This window comes from Streptomyces sp. NPDC028298, from assembly GCF_055565895.1.
This window is the reverse complement of the sequence record NZ_JBVHTL010000008.1, coordinates 143,164-162,668: the sequence shown is the minus strand read 5'-3', so window position 1 is coordinate 162,668 and position 19,505 is coordinate 143,164. Positions and strand designations below refer to the sequence as shown.

20 protein-coding genes are annotated in these 19,505 nt (G+C 70.9%); 8 read left to right on the top strand and 12 right to left on the bottom strand.

What is annotated here, in order from left to right; genetic code table 11:
* Nucleotides 1–17 precede the first annotated feature (17 nt).
* Nucleotides 18–848, top strand: coding sequence for a transglutaminase-like domain-containing protein (locus tag ACZ4TO_RS31365; RefSeq protein ID WP_468025988.1), 831 nt, complete (start codon nt 18–20; stop codon nt 846–848).
* Between the two features lie 103 nt (nt 849–951).
* Here the strand turns inward: ACZ4TO_RS31365 and ACZ4TO_RS31360 are convergent, their stop codons facing one another.
* The 6 genes from ACZ4TO_RS31360 to ACZ4TO_RS31335 form a co-directional block, all read right to left on the bottom strand.
* The gene (locus ACZ4TO_RS31360; RefSeq protein ID WP_468025987.1) at nt 952–1,365 is read right to left on the bottom strand and encodes a pyridoxamine 5'-phosphate oxidase family protein; all 414 of its coding nucleotides are present in this window, start codon (nt 1,363–1,365) and stop codon (nt 952–954) included.
* A 362-nt stretch (nt 1,366–1,727) separates the two neighbouring features.
* Entirely contained in the window at nt 1,728–2,177 is a 450-nt protein-coding gene (locus ACZ4TO_RS31355) for a GNAT family N-acetyltransferase (RefSeq protein WP_468025986.1), read from the bottom strand.
* A gap of 27 nt (nt 2,178–2,204) precedes the next feature.
* Nucleotides 2,205–3,602: an FAD-dependent oxidoreductase gene (locus ACZ4TO_RS31350; protein WP_468025985.1), complete on the bottom strand. Its 1,398-nt coding sequence runs from the start codon at nt 3,600–3,602 to the stop codon at nt 2,205–2,207.
* 103 nt (nt 3,603–3,705) lie between these two features.
* Complete coding sequence (locus ACZ4TO_RS31345) at nt 3,706–4,941, bottom strand: MAB_1171c family putative transporter (RefSeq protein ID WP_468025984.1); 1,236 nt, start codon at nt 4,939–4,941, stop codon at nt 3,706–3,708.
* Nucleotides 4,942–5,023: 82 nt separating this feature from the next.
* Nucleotides 5,024–6,235 carry an MAB_1171c family putative transporter gene (locus tag ACZ4TO_RS31340; protein WP_385041384.1) on the bottom strand — a complete coding sequence of 404 codons (1,212 nt, stop codon included), beginning with the start codon at nt 6,233–6,235 and terminating at the stop codon, nt 5,024–5,026.
* A 4-nt stretch (nt 6,236–6,239) separates the two neighbouring features.
* Nucleotides 6,240–6,779, bottom strand: a complete 540-nt coding sequence (locus ACZ4TO_RS31335) for a toxin-antitoxin system, toxin component (RefSeq protein WP_468025983.1) — start codon at nt 6,777–6,779, stop codon at nt 6,240–6,242.
* A 404-nt stretch (nt 6,780–7,183) separates the two neighbouring features.
* Here ACZ4TO_RS31335 and ACZ4TO_RS31330 point away from each other — a divergent pair, with 404 nt between their 5' ends.
* Both ACZ4TO_RS31330 and ACZ4TO_RS31325 read left to right on the top strand, forming a co-directional pair.
* Nucleotides 7,184–7,999: a DUF427 domain-containing protein gene (locus ACZ4TO_RS31330; RefSeq protein WP_468025982.1), complete on the top strand. Its 816-nt coding sequence runs from the start codon at nt 7,184–7,186 to the stop codon at nt 7,997–7,999.
* A 121-nt stretch (nt 8,000–8,120) separates the two neighbouring features.
* On the top strand, nt 8,121–8,474 hold the full coding sequence (locus ACZ4TO_RS31325; RefSeq protein WP_382778600.1) for a hypothetical protein: 354 nt from the start codon (nt 8,121–8,123) through the stop codon (nt 8,472–8,474).
* Nucleotides 8,475–8,571: 97 nt separating this feature from the next.
* Here ACZ4TO_RS31325 and ACZ4TO_RS31320 read toward each other — a convergent pair whose 3' ends face one another.
* Complete coding sequence (locus ACZ4TO_RS31320) at nt 8,572–10,107, bottom strand: alpha/beta fold hydrolase (RefSeq protein ID WP_468025981.1); 1,536 nt, start codon at nt 10,105–10,107, stop codon at nt 8,572–8,574.
* 95 nt (nt 10,108–10,202) lie between these two features.
* Between ACZ4TO_RS31320 and ACZ4TO_RS31315 the strand changes: the two genes are divergently transcribed.
* A complete protein-coding gene (locus ACZ4TO_RS31315) occupies nt 10,203–11,114 on the top strand; it encodes a helix-turn-helix domain-containing protein (RefSeq protein WP_468025980.1) in 912 nt (303 codons plus the stop codon).
* Nucleotides 11,115–11,221: 107 nt separating this feature from the next.
* Nucleotides 11,222–12,496, top strand: coding sequence for an outer membrane protein assembly factor BamB family protein (locus ACZ4TO_RS31310; protein ID WP_468025979.1), 1,275 nt, complete (start codon nt 11,222–11,224; stop codon nt 12,494–12,496).
* Nucleotides 12,497–12,527: 31 nt separating this feature from the next.
* On the opposite strand, the gene ACZ4TO_RS31305 is transcribed toward ACZ4TO_RS31310, so the two are convergent.
* A complete protein-coding gene (locus ACZ4TO_RS31305) occupies nt 12,528–13,085 on the bottom strand; it encodes a pyridoxamine 5'-phosphate oxidase family protein (protein WP_468025978.1) in 558 nt (185 codons plus the stop codon).
* Between the two features lie 99 nt (nt 13,086–13,184).
* Nucleotides 13,185–13,442, bottom strand: coding sequence for a hypothetical protein (locus ACZ4TO_RS31300; protein WP_382778595.1), 258 nt, complete (start codon nt 13,440–13,442; stop codon nt 13,185–13,187).
* Between the two features lie 408 nt (nt 13,443–13,850).
* On the opposite strand from ACZ4TO_RS31300, the gene ACZ4TO_RS31295 reads away from it, so the two are divergent.
* The gene (locus ACZ4TO_RS31295) at nt 13,851–14,696 is read left to right on the top strand and encodes a virginiamycin B lyase family protein (RefSeq protein ID WP_468025977.1); all 846 of its coding nucleotides are present in this window, start codon (nt 13,851–13,853) and stop codon (nt 14,694–14,696) included.
* Here the strand turns inward: ACZ4TO_RS31295 and ACZ4TO_RS31290 are convergent.
* The 3 genes from ACZ4TO_RS31290 to ACZ4TO_RS31280 all read right to left on the bottom strand — a co-directional run bounded on the left by ACZ4TO_RS31290 (nt 14,691) and on the right by ACZ4TO_RS31280 (nt 17,566).
* Nucleotides 14,691–15,977, bottom strand: coding sequence for an MFS transporter (locus ACZ4TO_RS31290; protein ID WP_468025976.1), 1,287 nt, complete (start codon nt 15,975–15,977; stop codon nt 14,691–14,693). The genes ACZ4TO_RS31295 and ACZ4TO_RS31290 overlap by 6 nt on opposite strands.
* A gap of 147 nt (nt 15,978–16,124) precedes the next feature.
* A complete protein-coding gene (locus tag ACZ4TO_RS31285) occupies nt 16,125–17,048 on the bottom strand; it encodes an RNA polymerase sigma-70 factor (protein ID WP_385041405.1) in 924 nt (307 codons plus the stop codon).
* 44 nt (nt 17,049–17,092) lie between these two features.
* Nucleotides 17,093–17,566 carry a carboxymuconolactone decarboxylase family protein gene (locus ACZ4TO_RS31280; RefSeq protein ID WP_382778591.1) on the bottom strand — a complete coding sequence of 158 codons (474 nt, stop codon included), beginning with the start codon at nt 17,564–17,566 and terminating at the stop codon, nt 17,093–17,095.
* Between the two features lie 107 nt (nt 17,567–17,673).
* Between ACZ4TO_RS31280 and ACZ4TO_RS31275 the strand changes: the two genes are divergently transcribed.
* Together ACZ4TO_RS31275 and ACZ4TO_RS31270 are read left to right on the top strand one after the other, a co-directional pair.
* Nucleotides 17,674–17,940, top strand: coding sequence for a PadR family transcriptional regulator (locus tag ACZ4TO_RS31275; RefSeq protein ID WP_468025975.1), 267 nt, complete (start codon nt 17,674–17,676; stop codon nt 17,938–17,940).
* Nucleotides 17,941–18,061: 121 nt separating this feature from the next.
* Nucleotides 18,062–19,474: a serine/threonine-protein kinase gene (locus ACZ4TO_RS31270; RefSeq protein ID WP_468025974.1), complete on the top strand. Its 1,413-nt coding sequence runs from the start codon at nt 18,062–18,064 to the stop codon at nt 19,472–19,474.
* Nucleotides 19,475–19,505: the final 31 nt, after the last annotated feature.

The window sequence follows — 19,505 nt, the reverse complement described above, 5'->3', positions numbered from 1 at the left end:
TTCTACGATCCCCCGTCATGACCGATGACATGCTCGACTACGCCCGGCCTGGTCCGCTCACCCTCTTCACCCCCGACCAGCTCGGCCTCATCAGGGGCCTGCCGGACGACCCGGTGGGGGTGTGCGCCGCCGTACAGGGCCTCGTCGTTCAGCCGACCGACGCCGCCGCCCTCGGTGTTCCCGAGGAGCGGCTCGCGGAGAAGAACATCCGGCCGGTGAGCGCACTGGTCGCCACCTTGACGGAGTTGGATCCCGCTCCGCTCCACCGTGCCCGGACACCGGAGACGCGGGTGGTGGGGACATGCCGCCACTTCGCCACCCTCGCCTGCGCGTTCCTGCGGGCACGGGGCATCCCCTCCCGGGCCAGGTGCGGCTTCGGCATGTGCTTCCAGGAGGGGCGCGGACTCGACCACTGGATCACCGAGTACTGGCACGCAGCCGAACAGCGCTGGGTACGTGTCGACACCGAGCACCTGGGCCACGGTTTCGTCGAGCGCCCGGACGACCTCGCGCCGGGCGAGTTCCTCACGGGCGGCGAAGCGTGGACACGGCACCGCGAGGGCCTCATCGATCCGGCCCGGTTCGGAGTGCTCGGCACCGACCACGCCTGGGGCCCCGCCGAGATCAGCGGCAACGCGGTCCGCGACCTCGCCGCGCTCCGCAAGCTGGAAATGCTGCCCTGGGACGAGTGGGGCCGGATGACCGAGGCCTACGAGGGCACGACGGGCCCCGATTACGACCTGCTCATCGACAAGGTGGCCGAGGCATGCGCCGCCGGAGTTCCGGCCACGCTGGCGGGCCTGTCGGCCACGGAGGAACTCGCGGTTCCACCGCACATGATCACCTGACGTCCGGAGCACCGGGCCGGGACGCGGAGACGGTCGGGGGAGGGACTGGCCGGCGCCGGAAGCCACGGGCCGGGGGTGTGAGGTCTGCGCGACGGCTACCGGGTCAGGCGGGTCCCCTCAGTTCCCGGCCGGTGACCATCTCGGATTCGATCCGTACGAACACCGCGTTCCGCAGTGGCATCCAGGAGGTCGGGCCGACCTGCGCCAGCCGTTCGTGCTCCGCGCGGTCGGTCACGAGGGTGGCGCGGCCGGTGACGACGACGCTCCACCCGGACCGGGTCTCGGCGTCGAACTCGTCCGCCTCGAAGGCGACCACCACACGGTCGATCGCACGGGCGAGTTCCGAGTCCGACGAGGTGCACAACAGAACGGAGCCGTCCGTGTCCAGGCAGAAGTTGACCGGGAGGACCGCGGGCAGGGCCTGCCGGGTGTACACCACGCGGCCGACCGGGACCTTCGCCAGGAGGCGGAGGCACTCCTGCCGGTCGAGTTCGTGAATCGTGTCTTCCTGGGACATCCAGCCATCGTCCCTGCCCGCACCGGGACCGAATAGGGCCGGTCGGCCCTACTGAGGGGGAGCCGAAGGGCCTGCCCGAGCCCGAACGACCCGAGAACGGGCTCCCGCCCCAGTCACCCGGGCTCGCCCACCCAGGTTCGCCCGTCGGCAGGCCTCGCCCCCTCTACAGGCCCGCCCACCGGCCTGGGCTCGCCCGTCCTACAGGCCTGCCCGTCGGACGGGCCCGCCCACCAGCCCGGGCCTGGCCACGAACAGAGGCTCGCTCACCAGCCCGGGCTCGGCCACCTACCCGGGCTTGCCCCCAGCCAGAGGCTCGCCCACGGGCAGGGTCCCGCCCATAGGCACGGGCCCGGCCACCCCCGCTAGCCCACCGGCAGAGGTTCCCGCACCATGAACACGTCCACCGGATCCTCCGCCTCGACCACGAACCCGTGCCGCTCGTACAGCCTCCGGGCCGGACTGCCCTGCAATACGTTCAGCCGGACCCGGGCACCGGTGCGGTCGCACCGCTCCAGCAACTCGCTCAGCACGCCCGAGCCGATCCCGCACCCCTGGAGATGCGGCGCCAGGTAGAAGTGCTCGAACCACCGGGCGTCCTCCGCCGGACGCAGGGCCACGGAGCCGGCGAACTTGCCGCCGACCTCGATCACCCAGGTGTGGGACGGGTCGAACGCGTCCCGCAGTCGTTGACGCACGCGCTGCGGGTCATAGCGCCCGAGCCGCTCCAGATCCGGCCGCATCACCACGGCACGCAACTCGACCACCGCATCGACGTCCCGAAGCGACGCCGGACGAAGATCCCAATCAACCATGATCATCAGACTATCGCGCGGGATGGATCAGAGACCCGCGGCCTTGCGTTCGTCCTCCGTCAACGGAGGGCCGTCCAGCAGGGGCTTCTTCCGGCCGAGGAAGACACGAAAGAGCATGTCGGGGGCGAGGAGCCGGGCGGGGGGCCGTTCCATGCTCATGACGTCCAGGAGGACCCGCAAGGCGTGGGGGTTGCGCGCCCCGGCGTCGACGGCGCGGTCGATGAACCTGGCGGCAGCGCGTTCCAGTCCGCTCGGCGCCTCGTCCGTGGCACCCGGGTAGAGGGCGTCCTGGCCCACGGCGAGATCCCAGGCCTGCCCGACGGGGCGTGCCGCGCGACGCTGGATGAGCCGGGCCGTCTCCGGGGAGCCGATGTCCTGCCTCGCGAGCACGTTCCTGAGCTCCAGGACGCTCTGCGCGGCAGCGGTCAGGCCATGTCCGTACACCGGGTTGTATCCGGCGATGGCGTCCCCCAGAACGGCGAAGCCGGACGGCCACCCGGGCACCTTCTCGAAGTAGCGCCGCTTGTTGGCCGTACTGCGAGTCGTGACGACATCGGTGAGTGGTTCGGCCTTGGCGAGAAGGTCGCCGATGACGGGATGGGCGAGGGAACGGGCGAAGGGCACGAACTCGTCGTTCTCGCGGCTGGGCTGGCCTCCCCTGCTGCCGGAGAGCGTGACGAGCCAGCGGCCCTCCTCGATGGGGAGGATGATGCCGCCCCGGCCCGGCGGCCGCGAGGGATCCGCCTGCACGTTGACGATGGGGAAGTCCTCGCCCGTGGAGGCGGGGGCGCGGTAGATCCGGCTCGCATAGCCGACACCGGCGTCGACGACCTTCTCCTGGACCGGCGGCAGCCCGAGGCCGGCCAGCCAGACCGGTGCGCGGCTCGCCCGCCCCGTAGCGTCGATGACCAGGTCGGCCGACAGGGTCTCCGCTCCCTCGGCGCCGCGTATGCGCACCCCCGTCACGTGGCCGGAGCCGCCTTCGAGGGCGAGGAGTTCGGTCCGCTCGCGCACGGTCACACCGGACCCCCGGAGGACCTCGGCGCGGATCGTCGAGTCGAGCAGGTCGCGGCTGCACACGAGGTTGACGTGGTGGGCGTTCTCGAACCGCCTGAACCACTGTCCGGAGGGAGCCTTGCTGACCATGCCCGACATGATCGGCACGCGGCGGGCGCCGCGAGCGACGAGCTGATCCGTGATGCCGGGCAGCAGTTCTTCCAGAGCCAGCACCCCACCCGACCACAACAGGTGCGCGTGGCGGGCCTGAGGCAGTCCCTTGCGAGGGGCGGGCAGTCGGGGCAGGACGTCGGACTCGATGACCGTGACGTCCGCGTGGCCGGAGAGTACGGCCGCCGTGAGCATGCCGGTCATCCCTCCTCCGATCACGAGAGCGGCAGGCCGGCGACCGGACGTTCTCTCGGGCATTGGCGGAAGCACCCTTTCTGGCGGCCGTCCGGCCGTGACGGCTCCTGTCAGGCAGTTGCCGCCAGGAGCACCGAAGTTCGAACTGCGGGGAGACAACGTACCTTCACGACCGCGGCGGTTGGGATCCCTCCTGCCGCACGTCGCGCAGGGCCGCGCGCCGACGGGCCGCCGCGACGATGGGCGAGGACCCGATGGCCCGGGCGAGCCGGACCCTGGTGTGGGGGCGTTCCACGGTTTCGAGCAGGCTCACCTCGGTTGTGCGGTAAGCACTGTGACGCTCCGTCACATGAATGCGTGCCGCGGCCAGCATGGCGGCGTCCGCCACCACCCGCGCGTCCTCCAGCACCGTCTGCCGCGCCCGGCCGGACTCCGCCGGTGCGGCCGACTGCCGAAGTGCCTCGGCGTAGGCGGCGTCACGGATCTCCAGGTCCAGGTAGGGCCCACAGGCCAGGACACCGTCCAGGATCGTGATCTCCTGCTGGGTCAGGCGTACCACGGGCGAGGTCCACCAGCGGAACTCCGCCGTCGCCGAACCCCGCAGGTCGCGCAGCTCCGCCCAGAGCGGCTTCTGGAGCCGGTAGCGGTTCCAGGCGCGCGCGTTGTCCGCCAGAGGCGGGCCGAGGCGGGGCAGCGCGAAGCCGGTGGCGACCAGGACGCCGGCGAGCGCGACCAGCGGCGGTGACACGTCGGTGCTGAGGAAGTCCCAGTCACGGCCGGTCCAACGGGCCGCCAGGGAGGCGTACTTCGCCGCTTGGTAGGACAGGTCGAAGCAACTGCCGATCACGATCAGGGTCAGGCCCGTGTGGGTGATTCCGGTGACCATCCGGAGCCAGCCGAGACACATGCCCGTCAGAATGACGGTGGCGAGGGTGTGAAACGCCAGATACAGCAGGATCATTTCGCGCATGTACGGGGTGTTGGCGTAGTAGGTGTCCAGGTCCCGTGTCCGCTCGACGGGCGCGTCGGCCAGTGCGAACAGCACGACGATCCCGATGATCACCACCGTGTAGAGGGCCACCACCAGGAGCATCCGCCGCTTGACCTCCGGGAGGGGCCCGCCCCGCCACACGATCATCAGGACGATGTAGGCGGCGCTCAGCGCGGACATGCCGCAGTACACGAGCGGTCCGGAGAAGTTGGATATCCCGGTGAACGCGTTGACCGCGGTGATCGTCGGGGGCGCGGAGAACAGGCACACGGCGGAGCCGATCAGCAGGATCGCGCTGCTGGGCATGATCGCGGGGTCGCGCCATGTCTCCCTCAGCGAGGGGACTTTGATCGCGAGGGCGATGAGCAGGATGGCGCCGGGGATGTAGAAGACCAAGCCGCTGCCGTTCATCGATCACGGCCCTTCCGGGTGCGGACCGGGCGCGGGCTCGCGGCGGCCCGGTCGGGACCCGGGGCGGGCGCTGCGGATGGGCTCATGTGGATGATTTCTCGCCATCCTCGACGTGTTCGACAGCAGGACGGGGCGGCGCCGCCGAATCCGTGCGGACGGCGGCCGCGACGGGTGAGCTGCGCAGGGCACGGGACACCCCCAAGAGAGCGGCTCGCGCGGTCGGGACGGCCGAGTCCCCGGGAGCGTGCGGTGCGCGGGTGCGGCCCTGGCGGGTGGCCTGCGCGGCCGCGCGGATCATCGCCGCCTGACCGACGAGAACGGCTTCAGGGCCGCTGCTGCCGGCGGCTTCGGCGGCCGACTGCGCGTGTGCCCGGACGTCGTCGTCGAGCTGCGGACGTACGAGGCTCAGCCCGTCCTGGATGCCCGCCTCGCGTCGGGTCAGGTGCACCTGGGGCGAGGCGTACCAGCGGATGGGCGCGGCCAGGGAGGTGCCGGGGCTGGCGCCACTGAGTTCGTTCCACAGCGGCCCGAGCCGTACGAAGGCGACAAGGGTCCGTCCGATGCCGACCGCCCAGGGGCCCACCAGGGGCAGCAGGAATCCGACGATGGCGAAGGGAGCGGCCATGGCCGAGACGAGTGGGGAGAAGGTGGTGCTGAGAACGTCCCAGTCCCGGCCGGTCCTGTGAGCGGCCACCGCGACCAGCTTCAGGCTGCTGAAGGAGAGATTCAGCAGCCAGCCGACGCACAGGATCCACAGGCCGGCACGCAGCCAGCCGTGGACCTGGAGAGCCCAGCGCCAGCACATCATCGTGGTGACGAGAGCGGCGGTCATGTGCGCCAGCAGGTACAGCATGATCATCTCGCCGATGTAGGGCGTCGACGCGTAGTACGTGTCGAAATCGGTTCGACGTTCCACCGGAGCGTGACCCAGGCCGAACAGCGCGACCAGCGCGGCGACGACCAGTGTGTATCCGAGGAGCCAGTGTCGCGAGACCCGCCGTACGTGCTCGGGCGAGCCACCGCGCCAGTGGACGATCAGCAGCAGGCAGGAGGCGCTGAACCCGCTGATGATGATGTACACCAGCAGACTCGACGCGTTCGGGACCCCGCTGATCCTGTTCACGGCGGCGATCGTCGGGGGCGCCGCGAAGAAGAATCCCGCGCCCCCCACGGCGATGACGACGCAGACCGACCGGACGAGCGGGTCCCGCCAGGCTCTCCACAGATCCGGAATCTTCACGCCGAGGCAGATCCACAGAGCGGCGGCGGGTATGTAGTAGTCGAAGGAGTCCACGGGTTCAGACCTGCCGACGACGGTTTCCCAGCGACGCGTTGATGCGTCCGGCGATGTCGTCGCGACCCGTCGCCGCACCGCCCGGCTCGCTCTCCAGCCATACGCGGAACCGCGTGGCCGCCAGCAGGCCGAACGTCTCGGCGGCCCGCTCCTCGCTGTGCTTGAACTCGGTGCGCGCGGCCACCCGGCGCACGGTCTCGTCCAGCTCGGGCAGATCCGGGCGGGTGGCCAGCATCCGGGTGGCCACGGAGTGCCCGACGGCGTGGTTGCCGCACGCGCCGTCGAGCAGATGCCAGACCTCGTGGAAGAAGATCGCCAGTTGATGGAGCGGTGTCGCACGCTCGTCGATCACGATGATGTCGCGGTCGGGCAGATCGAGCCAGAGACCACTGGCCGTCCGATGCGGGAACTCCTTGCGCAGGACGACGAGTTCGCGACCGGTCTTCGCGCCGACCAGGCGGATCAAGGCGTCGAACAGGGCGTCGGGCTCGGAGGGGACCGGCAGTTCCACACCGGTGACCAGCTCGTCGACCAGACGACGCATGACCCTTACCTTGCGCACTGTTCTCCCCAGGAAGTGCGAGAAGCCTGCGGCTTCGTGTCAGCGTTCTTCGCTCTGTACAGGTCGGCGCCGATCCGGGACGACGGCACGGTCGGCCTCCGTACGCAATATGCCAAACCCGCGCTTGCCGTGCACGGGCGAGCATCCGAAGGCGACATCGCGATGGGGCATATGATGCTGAACAAGTCCGATAAAAGCAGACCCGTGAGCGCTGGGCCGGATGACTGGATATAGCCGTCGTCCAGGTGGCCCGAACGGCTCCGGCGGCCGCGGCGGACGGGCGCGCCCCGCGGGTCTCCGGCCCCCCTGGACGGCTCGCGAGGGACGAGGACGACCGTGCCCGATGTGCCGAGTCACCGCCCGGAAGATCCGAAGGAGAACCGGTCATGACCCCATTCCCCACCGAGCGAGCCGTCCGGACCACCCCCGAGGGACTTCTGTGGGAACCCAGCGACCGCTGGGTGCGCGGCGTGCGCGGCGAGGTGACCGTCGTCGACAGCAGGCACCCCGTCCTCGTGTGGGAGCCGACCGTACCGGTCCCGCTGTACGCCTTCCCGCGCGCGGAGGTCCGCGAGGACCTGCTCCGCCCCGCGAAGAACCCCGCGACCGGCACGCACACCGGATCACGGATCTTCTACGACCTCGAGATCGGCGGAGAGCTCCAGGAGAACGCGGCCTGGACGTTCCCCGGCGCCGACCTGGCCGGACACATCGCCTTCGAATGGTTCGGCCGCGTCGGCCGGGGCCTCGACCACTGGTACGAGGAGGAGGAAGAGATCTTCATCCACCCGCGCGACCCGCACAAACGGGTGGACGCCATGGCCAGCACCCGGCATGTGCGGGTCGAGATCGACGGCACGCTCGTCGCCGACACCGTCCGCCCGGTCCTGCTCTTCGAGACGGCACTGCCGACGCGCTTCTACATCCCGCGCGAGGACATCCGCATGGACCTGTTCGTCCCCACCGGCCACCACACCGGCTGCCCCTACAAGGGCACGGCAGGCTACTGGTCGTTCCGGAACGGAGCCGCCCACGCCACGAACATCGTCTGGAGCTACCCGGACCCGCTGCCGGCGGTGGGCCCGATCAAGGACCTCCTGTCCTTCTACAACGAGGCGGTCGACATCACCGTCGACGGCGAAGCCCTGGAACGCCCCGTCACCCCCTTCACCCGAAGGGTCCCGGAGCGGACGCGGAAGTGAGCCCGGAGGCGGGGAGGCGGTTCAGGGGCGGACGCGGATCTTTCCACGCGGCGACCTGAGGATTACGCTTCGGCGCTGAAACGGCGAAGGCGGACGGGGGGCCGGGATGCGTGGTGCACGGATGCGCCAGATCATCGGGGGAGTCATCGGCGTAGGGTCCATCGTCGTATCCGTCGCGCTGCGCCTGCACAGTTGGCCGGAACGGGGCTTCGTCACGGTGATGCTGCTCGGCATGGGCGGCTTCGGTCTCCTCTTCCACCAGTGGCGCGTACGAGGCGAACTCGCCGCCCGGCCCTGGGTACTCGGCGGCGTCGCCCTGTGGGCACTGACCGTCGCGGTGGCCTCCGTCGACGACAGCGCGGCCGGGCCCGTCGCCGTCCTGACGGCACTGGTGGGCGTCACGGGTGCTCTCGTCAGCCTCACGCGCAAGGCGCGGCTCCGCGGGAAGCCGGATCCCGCGACACCCGACCACTGATTCCTCGGCAACCAGCCCCTCTTCGCCGGTGCTTGGATGCCGGGCAGCCTCGAACCGCGGCCTCGGCCTTAACTGCCCGGGCGGAAGCGGCGAGCGATCAACCGCGCAGGTGGCCGAGGACGGACCGCGCCGCGCGCTCCACGGCATCGCGGGCCCCCTCGGAACGATCGGTCGTCTCGAAGCCGTGCCGGCCCAGGGGCACGTCGATCACCTCGACCGCGGTGTCGCACTCCTTGGCGGCGGTCAGGAACTCCTCGACCGTCTCCGCGATCTCGGTGCGCTCCGACTCGACCCGGGTCAACACGAACGGCAGCCCCTCCGCCCCTCGAACGGCGACCGCCGGGCGGAACCGGGCATCGACGAGCCCCCAGTTCGGCATGGGAGCGAGGACCGGATACGTGGCCGCCACGCACCGCAGCCATGGAGGAGGCGCCGCGAGCCAGTCCGCCGAGAGCAGGCCGCCGACGGAGAAGAACCACAGGGCCACACGGTCGGAATCGACCCGCGGATCGGCCCGTACGAGGTCCACCGCCTCGGCGATGTCCTCGGCGGCCCGCCCGAAGTCGGCCAGATCCTGCAGCCGATGGTCCAGCGTCACGCCGACCGCCCCCAGGTCCGCCACGAGGCGCGCGTAGCCGACGAAGCCCGGCCAGTCGCGCGGAGTCGGCCGCACACCGGGGTGAACGGGACCACCGTGCACGAACACGACCGCCGGCCACGGACCTTCGGCTCCCGAGGGCTCGCCGGCGACGTCACCAGGGAGGTGGAGATCGACCCGCCCGATCCGCTCACGGCGCCGTTCCGGTACGTCGAGCAGGAACGGCCCGAGGTGCGCGGGCCGTTCGCTCACCGCGGCCCTCACCCGATGGCCTTCGCCCGCGGCGGCCCGGAGGAGTATCGCGGCCACCTCCTGCGCACGGGAGAGCATCGGCCAGTGTCCGGTGTCGAGTTCGAAGAAGGTCACACGAGGCTCGGTGAGTGCCAGGAACCGGGGGTCCCCCAACCCCACCAAGCCCTCGACCATCGCGATGCTCGAACCGTTCCCGGTGCACAGGACGCCGGTCGCCGGCAGCGCGGAGACCGCCCCCGTCAGGCGCAGCGGCTGGATGAGCGTGCCCGCCGGCTGCGGTTCGGCGCTCTCCGCCAGCCGGGCGAGCGCGGCCGACGGGATGCCGGCGACGCTGCCCCAGCGTTGCCACGCCTCCGGCGACGGCGGCGGAGGGATCAGCCAGTCGTCCCCGCCCGCACCGGACCGGTGCAGCAACCGGGCGCGTACCGTCTCGTCCGGCACCAAGGCCAGCGCCTGGTCCCCGTGTTGTGGCATGCCGGCGTCCAGATGGACGATCCGGGCGACCCGCTCAGGACGTCGGTCGGCGGCGCCGAGCACCGGGTGGATGCCGTAACAGTGACCCACCAGAACCACCTCCGGCGCATCCAACTCGTCGATCAGCAGAAGCAGTTCGTCGATGTGCGTCTCGAGGTCCGTGCCCGGTCCGGCCGGACGCCCGGGGTCGCCCATGCCGCTGAGAGTCACCGGATGGACCTGCGCCCCCGACTCCCGTAACCCTGCGGCCACTTCCCGCCAGATCCAGCCGCCGGTGTGGGCGCCTGCCACCAGGATGAAGGTCGTCATCGCTGTCTCCTCGTACCGGGTTCCACGGGCCGGGCGTACCGGCGCTCCGCGCTCGCCGGTACGGTAGGAACTCCCCCTGAGGGAGGTTCAAGTCCGTGTCCCCCGACACCATGTGGAGCATCGGAGAGCTCGCCGAGCGCGCCGGAGTCACCGTCAAGACCGTCCGCTTCTACTCGGACCGTGGCCTGCTGCCCGAAGGCGCCCGCAGCTCGGGCGGTCACCGCCGCTACGGCCCCGAGGCGCTCGACCGCCTGCACCTGATCCGTTCGCTGCGCACCCTCGACCTGCCGGTGCCCGAAGTGGAGCGGATCCTCGACCAGGACGACACCCTGGAGGACGTCGTCGCGGGGCAGCTGCGGCAGATCGGCTCGCGGCTCACCGCCCTGCGCTGGCAGGAAGCGGCCCTCCAACTGCTCCGGGACTGCGCCCCCGAGGAACGCGCCGCTCGTCTGCGGCTGATCGGCGCCGTGTCCGTACCGCCCAGCACCGCGCCACTGGCCCGCTTCTGGCGGCGCTGGCTGCCGCCGCGGCTCCCGGCCCGGCTCGTCTCCGCGATCGTGGAACACTCCGTCCCGCAACTCCCCGAAGGCCCGACACCGGCCCAGGTGCTGGCCTTCACCCGGCTGCACGCCTTCGTCACCGCCCCGTGCCCCGGCACCGACAACGGCCAGCCCGCGGCGCATCAGCCCGACGGCGGCCGTCCGGCCGTGCTCTACGACGGTCTCGTCGAGGCGTACGCGCTGGCCTCGCCCCAGTTGCGCGCGCACCGGACACCGCGAGCGGGCGACGCACTCGACTGCTTCGTCTCCGCCTACGCCCGCTCCCGAGACGCACGGGACACGCCCGCATTCCGCCGCGGGCTCAGCGGGCAACTCGCCGCCGACCCCCGTATCGACCACTACTGGAACCTCACCGCCGAGATCACCGCCTCACCCGAACCGACCCCCGGCGCCATCCACGACTGGCTGTGCTCCGCACTGGACGACGAGGTCGCCCGGGCGGGCTGAGCCTGGCATCCCCCCGGTTCCGTCCCTTGTGTTCTCCGGAAGTGGGACGCGAAGATCACGGGACCGACGGACCATGGGGTTCCGCCGGTTGACGGTGGGGGAGAGCGGTGGCGGGAGAGATACGTCTGCTGGGGCAACCGGACCCGACGGCGCAGCGGCGCGCCATGATGCTCGCGGTGCTCCTCCTGATCGCCATGGCCTGGCACTCCTTCATCGACTGGTACATGGAACGGGATCTGGTGACCGGCAACCAGGGGCCGTTTCCAGCGCAGTTGGGGTCGGAGGCACCGGCCGCACCGACACATGCCGCGCACCGGTCCTACCGCCCCGAAGCACTGGTCCACGGACTGGCCGTCGACTCCACCCACTCCGCCGTCATGGCACTGAACGTGCGTACGGGCGAGGAGTACTGGCGTTACGAGCGCCGCGACCACCACGGCGACCTCGCGTCGGTCGAGGTGTCGGCCGACACGGTGGTGGCCTGGTTCGAGGACGGGAAGCTGGTGGGCATCGACCTGCGCACCGGGCGCGTACGGTGGCGCACCGACTTCTCGCGGAACGGCTTCCAGGACCTTCACATCGGCGCGGGCCAGGTCGTCGCGCAGACCCCCGGCGGTGTCGCCGCCTTCTCCGAGCGCGACGGAGACGAACTGTGGCGGCTGAGACAACCCCGGTCCTGCGAGGACCCCGGGCCCTGGAACGCGTACGACTTTCCGGAGCACCTGACCGTCGTGGAACTGAGCTGCACGACCTCGGGTGACATGGCCGGTGTCGTGATCGGTGTCGACAACCGCACCGGCGCCACCCTGTGGACCCGTGCGGTGCGGCAAGAGGTCCACCAGGCCGACGACCACACCCTGGTCGCGGACTCCCCGACGGATTCCGGGAACGTGGGCGAAGCGGCCCGCGTCCAACTCCTGGACGTCGGCCGGCACGGTGCCGAACCGCGGGCCGAATTCACCAGCGACGAGTGGTTTCCCATGGACGCGCGGGAGGGGGTCGTCATCTCCGCAGGCGAGGACGTACCGCCGGACAGTGCTCACAGCACCGTCCTGACGGCCTACGACACGGGGATCGGCGAGCGCGCCTGGGAACGCCGGGCCGCGGCGGGCCTCTCGTTCGGCTGGGCCAGGATCGCCGACGGACGGGTCTACGTCGTGGAGAACTCGACGGTCCTCGAAGAGTACGAGGACCGGGACCTCCAGGCCGACCTGCTCGTCCTGGACGTCCACAGCGGAAAGCTGCTCCACCGGCTGCGTCTGCCGCACCTGACCGTGCCGGACGACATGCGGCTGACCGACCTCGAGGTCGAGGAGGTCGGTGACGGCGCTGTCCGTGTCGGGTTGCTCGAGTCGTCGCACGAGGTATGGATCGTGACGTGAGCGACCCGAGCGGGAAGGTCGAGGAGGCGGCTCAGAACGCCCACCGCGTATGGGTGTAGACCCCGTCGTCCCGGCCGAAGCCGTAACCGGTGGCCGGAGCGACCGCGTACACCACCGCGTTTCCCTTGCGGAACGCGTCCCCGATCCCGTGGAAGGTTCCCTCCGGGGAGGTGATGTGCGGCCCGTACTTCCTTTCGTACGCGGTGATCACCTCTTCCACGACGGCCGGATCGGAGACCGGTGAGGCCTCGCCCTCGATCACGACGTCGAGGCCTTCGGTGAGCGAGTTCGCGCCGGTGGTCAGCGCGCAGTGACGGTTGTGAGCGAGGTTCTTCGCCTTCTGCTCGCCCGGGCCGGTCGAGAAGTACAACACTCCTTCGTGCCACGCGGCGATCACGGGGGTGACGTGCAACCGGCCGTCGGGCCGGACGGTCGACACCCAGAAGATCTCGGCGGCCTCCATCGTGCGCAGGGCCTCGGCCCATTCGGTGGCCGTGACGTCCGCCGCTCCCGGGCGGGGAGAGAGCGCGGAGCTGTAGCGGGCGTCGAGCTCGGTGGCGGGCTGCTGCACGGGTTCCTGTGTCGGCATGACGGAACTCCCTTCCTCTTCCTGACAACGACTCCTCGGCCGCCCCGAATTCATCGCCGCGGCCGCTCTCTCGTCGGATCACGCGCCCCGGTGGCCGGATCAGGGGGAGACGATGGCGCTGAGTCCGTAGTCCAGCTCCGAGCCGTCGACGAGAACCGCCTCGACCGTGCGCGTCCGGGGGTCGATGTCGGCCACGACGCCCTCGCCCGCGTAGCGCGGGTAGCCCGTCTCGCCCGTCTCTCCGGTCGCCTCGACGTCGGCCGACCGCACGGCAGCCTCCTGGACGGAGGTGGCGTCCGTGTGCTCGACGTACTCGGGTACCAGCAGGACGGTGAAACGCTGAGATTCGGTAGTCACGCTCCGGTATTCAAGCGTCTCGCACGGCACCCGTCGCGCAGGCGCACGGTAGTTCTTCGCACCCCGGTGGTCTGCGGTTCCCCGCGCCCCGGCGGTCCGCGACTCCGCGCACCCCCGGCGGTCTGCTCTTCCTCGGGCTCCCTGCCGTCTGCGGCTCCACGCACCCCAGAGCCGTCGGTTCCTCGCACCTGGCGGTCGGCCGAGCGGGCGACGGCGGTGGGATGCGCCGCGCGTCGGGGGAAGGCATCGATCATCTTGTCCGCGGACGGCCGGGCGACGCGCCGGCCGTCGAGAACAGATGGGCGAACCGTGAGGAACAGGGCGACGCAAGCACGAACACGCAGGTCCGCACCGGCCGACGGCCGTGCGGGGTGGGCCCGTCGGCTCGCCGCCGTCACGGGAGTCCTCGTGCTCTGCGCACTGCCCACAGGACCTGCGGGCGCGTCCCAGGAGAGCGGGCCCTCACCCGCCAGGCCCCCGCTGTTCGTCTCCGACTACGGCAACAACCGTGTGGTGCGGCTCGCGGCGATGGGCGACGGGCAGACGACGGTGCCCATCGACGGTGTCGTACGCCCGACCGGTCTGGCGTGGGACGCGGCCCGCGATCTCTACGTCTCCGACACGGGCAACAACAGGGTGCTGAAGCTGGAGGAGAAGGGCGGCGCGCAGTCCACCGTCCCGACCGTCGGCCTCTCCCGCCCGCTGGGTCTCGCCGTCGACGCCCACGGCACGCTGTACATCGCCGACAGTTTCAACGACCGCGTCGTGAAGGTCCCCTCCGACGGCAGCGGGCAGACCACCGTCCCCACCACGGGACTGCTCCACCCCTGGGGCCTGGCCCTGGGCACCGGCGGCGACCTGTACATCTCCGATTTCGTCAACGACCGCGTGGTCAGGATCGCCGCGGACGGCAGCGGCCAGACCACGGTCCCCACGGTCGGCCTGTCCCAGCCGACCGGCCTCGTCCTGAACGCCGCCGGCGACCTCTACATCGCGGACAGCGGCAACAACCGTGTCGTCAAGGTGTCCGCGGCCGGCGGTGCGCAGAGCACGGTGCCGATCACCGGACTGAGCGATCCGCTGGGCCTCGCCCTGGACGGCCGCGGCGGCCTGTACGTGGCCGACGGGTTCAACAACCGGGTGGTACGAGTCGGCGAGACCGGCGGCCGTCAGGTCACGCTCCCCGCCTCCGGGCTCAACACCCCGACCGGTCTCGCGTTCCCGCCGACCGACAAGCGGCCCCGCCGGTCATGATCCCTCCGCCACGGGGATGTCCACGGGCTTGAGCGGGGTGTCGCCGGCGTCGGCCTCGGGCATGGGTCTGCCACGCAGTTCCGGGGTCTTCGCGCCGACCCAGAGAACCGCGAACAGGCACAGGAGGCCGCCGCTGACCAGGGCGGTGGCCCCCGAGGTCCAGCCCGCCACGACGCCGCCGCGCAGGTTGCCGAAGTTCGGTCCAGCCTGGCCGACGATCGTCTCGGCCGCTGTCACCCGGCCCAGCAGGGCGTCCGGCGTGTGCGTCTGGACGATCGTGCTGCGGGCGATCACGGAGAGGGCGTCGGCAGCGCCCGCCACGACCAGGAGCGCGAGTCCGGCCCACGGGTCGCGCACCAGGCCGAAGGCCGCCAGGGCCGCACCCCACAGCCCGGCCCCGCACAGCATCACCGGCCCGGGACGCCCCAGCCGCGTGATCGTCCCGGACAGCGCGGACGCGGCGATGCCGCCGACGGCGAGCACGGACAGGAACAGACCGAGGGTGCGCGGACTGCCGCCGAACCGTTCGGCGTTGACCAGCGGGAACAGGCTGGTCGGCATCGAGAGCACGGTGGCGGCCAGGTCGGTGATCAGCGCACCGCGCACCGCACGGTGCCCGGCCAGGAAGCGCAGTCCGTCCAGCACCCCGTGCAGCCCGGCCCGGGACGGTTCGCCCTCGGGCGGCAGAGCGGGCAGCCCGAACGCTCCGTAGAACGAGAGCCCGAAGGACAGGGCGTCGACGAGGTAGCACGGTCCGATGCCGGCCCAGCCGAGCAGGATGCCGCCGAGGGCCGGACCGACGAGCATCATGGCCTGACCGCTGATCTGCTGGAGCGCCAGCCCGGCCGCCACCTGCTCCTTCGGCAGCAGCCTCGGCACGAACACGCCCGCCGCCGGGGCACCGACGGCCGAGCAGAACGACTGCGCGGCGACCAGGGCGAGTACGCCCGCCACCGGAACATGCCCGGTGAAGCCCTGTACCGCCAGCAGCAGCGAGACGGCCGCCTGACCGACGTTCGCGGACAGGTAGATCCGCCGACGGTCGCCGCGGTCCGCCCAGGAACCGGCGAACAGTCCGAACACGACCATCGGCAGCGCCTGCGCCAGCCCCACCGCGCCGGTCCAGACCGTGCTGTGCGTCATGTCCCAGACCTGGTACATGACGGTGACCATGGTCATGAAGCTGCCGAGTACGGAAACGGTCCGGCCGATCAGCAGACGCCGGAAGGCCGGGGACGTACGCAATGGGCGGACGTCGATCAAGGTTCGGGTCAGGCTCATGAGGGACGGTGGGTCACGCGGGGGTCGTTCACGTCGCGCAGGGTAACCGCCACCCTCCGGCCGGGGCGAATCGTTTTCGGCTCAACCGCCACCGTCCTCGGCCCGGACCGAACGCGAGGTATGCCGCGCCGCCGGCGGACCGGGGCGTCAGTCCGTCCGGCGGCGCGCCTGTTTCACCTCGCGGTGGACGGCCCAGGCGTCGGCGACCGGGCCCAGGTGGCCGAGCTTGTCCGGGTTGAGCACCGAGCGGATGGCCTGGATCCGACCGTCGAGCACATCGAGCGCCAGCGTGTGCAGGATCTTGCCGTCCGAGGTTCGGAAGACCGCCCCGGGCTGCCCGTTGACCTCGTGCGGCTCGAAGGTGACGTCGACCCGGGCCAGCACCGGGAAGGCGGCGGCCAGGAGCCGGGCCACGTTCTCCGCGCCGACGACGGTCCGGGCCAGAGCCGGGGCGTTGCCCCCGCCGTCCCCGACCATCTGTACGTCGGCCGCCAGCAGACTGCGCAGGGCGCCCACGTCTCCGTCCCTCAGTGCGTCGAAGAAGCGCTCCGCCAGTTCCTGGCGCTCCTTGCGGTCCGCTTCGAACCGCGGCCGGCCGGCCTTCATGTGGCGGCGCGCCCGCACCAGCAATTGCCGGCACGCCGCCTCCGAACGCCCCACCGCCGTCGCGATCTCGTCGAACCCGAAGGCGAACACCTCCCGCAGCACGAACACCGACCGCTCCAGCGGGCTGAGCCGTTCCAGCAGGAGCAGCGCCGCCATCGACACGGAGTCGGCCAGTTCCGCCGAGCGCTCCGGATCCTCGTACGGATCACTCAGCAGCGGCTCGGGCAGCCACGTTCCCGCGTACTCCTCCCGCCGTACGCGCGCCGAGCGCAGTACGTCGATCGACACCCGCGTCACCGTGGCCGACAGAAAGGCCTTCGCCGAGGTGGGCAGGGTCGTGGAGCGGTCGAAGCGGAGCCAGGTCTCCTGCACCGCGTCCTCGGCCTCGCTGACGCTGCCCAGGATCCGGTAGGCGATCGAGAACAGCAGCGCCCGCAGCTCCTCGAACTCCTCGGCCTTGTTCATGCCTGTTCCCCTTTCCCTCGCTCCTGCCCTGCCCCGGTCGCCGATCAGTGGAACTGTCCCGGCTCGTAGTCGCCGGCCGGCTGCCGGGCGATGATGTTCAGCCGGTTCGCCGTGTTCATGAAGGAGACCAGCATGACCAGGGCCGTGAGCTGTCCCTCGTCGTAGTGCTTGACGGCACGCGCCCACACCTCGTCGCCGACCCCTTGGGCCGCGTCCGCGACCCGGGTGCCTTCCTCCGCGAGCTCCAGCGCGGCGCGCTCGGCCTCCGTGAAGACCGTGGCCTCCCGCCAGGCCGCGACCAGGTTCAGCCGCACCGAGGTCTCACCGGCGGCCGCGGCCTCCTTGGTGTGCATGTCGATGCAGACGGCGCATCCGTTGATCTGGCTCACCCGCAGCGACACCAGCTCCTGCGTCGCGGCCGGCAACGCCGAGTCCTTCAGCGCCTTCCCGGCCGCCATCAGGTGCTTGAGGGCCTTGCCGGCGGTCGGGTCGGCGAAGTAGTTCAGTCGCGCTTCCATCGTGGACTCCTCGTGTTCGGCGGTGGCTACATCCCCGAGACGAGGCAGCCCGCCCACCTGTGACACGAACGGATGCGACCCGCGTCACATCGACCCGCGGGGCACGCGTGTACGGCCATCCGATCCTGGCCCGGCTGGAACAGGTCGGCTGGGTGGACAGCATCTGGGAGGACCCGACCGTCCACGAGGAAGCCGGCCGACCGCGTCGTCGCTTCTACCGGATCGCCAAGGACGGCGCCGAACAGGCTCGCCTGGCCCTCGCGCGTGCCGGTCGCGCCCGCAAGCAGCCGCTGCCCGGCTGGGCGGCCACGCGTCCGGTCGGCGCAGTAGCTGCGGAGGACGATGCCGAGCTACCTGGTGGTCCGGTCGGTTGAGCGTCCGCGAACGATGGCCTATGCACCGACTCGCACGACCGTGACGGGTAATCCAGCTCCTTGCGGGTACCTGCTTGCGGCGGCGCGTCGGCCACGGCTCGCCAGGGGTATCCGCCCCTCGATGCGGTGGGAGAGGGAAATGAGGCTTCGTGAATCGGCTCGGGCCGTGGCGTCCCGATGCTCGGCCGACATACTCAACGGCAGGTACCGTCTGGACGGCCTTCTTGGCTCGGGTGGTGCCGCGGATGTCCACCGCGGCTTCGATCTGCGGCTGAGGCGGTCTGTGGCAGTCAAGGTCTTCCGGCCCGAAACCGGTTTCGACACGGAGGAGACCTCTCAGGGCGAAGCCGCGATCCTGGCCCGCCTGCACCACCCAGGACTCGTCACCGCCTTCGACGCCGGACAGCACGACGGTCGTGTCTTCCTGGTCATGCAACTCGTCGAAGGCACCACGCTGAGGCGCCGCATCACCGCAGGTCCGCTGACCTTCGAGGACACCGCCGCACTGGGCTCCGGTGTCGCCCACGCGCTGGCTCACGCCCACGAGGAGAGCGTCGTCCATCGAGACGTCAAACCGTCCAACATCCTTCTCGATGCTTCTCACCGGCCCTACCTGACCGACTTCGGCATCTCCCGACTGCTGGACGCCACCACGCAGACCGCCACTGGGACACTGATCGGCACGGCCGCCTACCTCGCACCCGAGCAGGTCCTCGGACAGCCCGTCGGCCGGCCCGCCGACATCTACGCCCTTGGTCTGGTACTGCTCGAATGCCTCACCGGCCGGCTCGAGTACGACGGCGCCCCGCTGGAAGCGGCGATCGCGCGCCTGCACCGGCAACCCGCGTTGCCCCGCCATCTTCCACCACAACTCGCCGACCTCGTGCGGGCCATGACAGCCCTGGACGAAAACGACCGCCCGACAGCCGACGACTGCGCCCGCGCACTGGCCGAGTCGACGGAAACAGGGCAACTCGCGGTCAACCCCTTGCACCACGCGGAGAGTTCCGTGATCAGCCACACGCGGTCTCGCGCAGGGGGCCGCACACACGGCAACCCGCTGCCCGGCGGCAGGGAACAGGTGGCTGCGCGCACCAGGGCGGTGCGGAAGGGCCCCTTGGCCGTCGGTGTCGGCGTCGCTCTGGCCGCAGCCCTGGTGACTGCTCTTGGCGTCTCCGGCAATTCCACATCACACGGCGATGATCGAAGCGGGACCGGGATCACCGGCGTCCCCGACGCCGGGCGGAAGAAGCAGACCACGGCCCCTGCCGGGAAGGTTCCCTCCGAACGCACCGGCACCGGCCGCCCCGCTGACGGTGTGCCGGGGCGAAGTGACGGACACGCTTCCGACGGTTCGATGCACGCATCTGGCGTCGGCGCAGCGCCAGACTCGTCCGCGGCCTCGGTACCCGCAAGATCGAGCAAAGCAGGTCTGCCCGGCGCAGCAGCTCACGGCGCTGCGAAGTCAGAAGCTCGCCGGCCGCCCGGCCAGGCCGAGAAGGCGACGAAGAAGGTGAAGGGAAAAGTAAGGTGAAAGCGGTCGAGGGTCCTTGATCGCGCGTGGA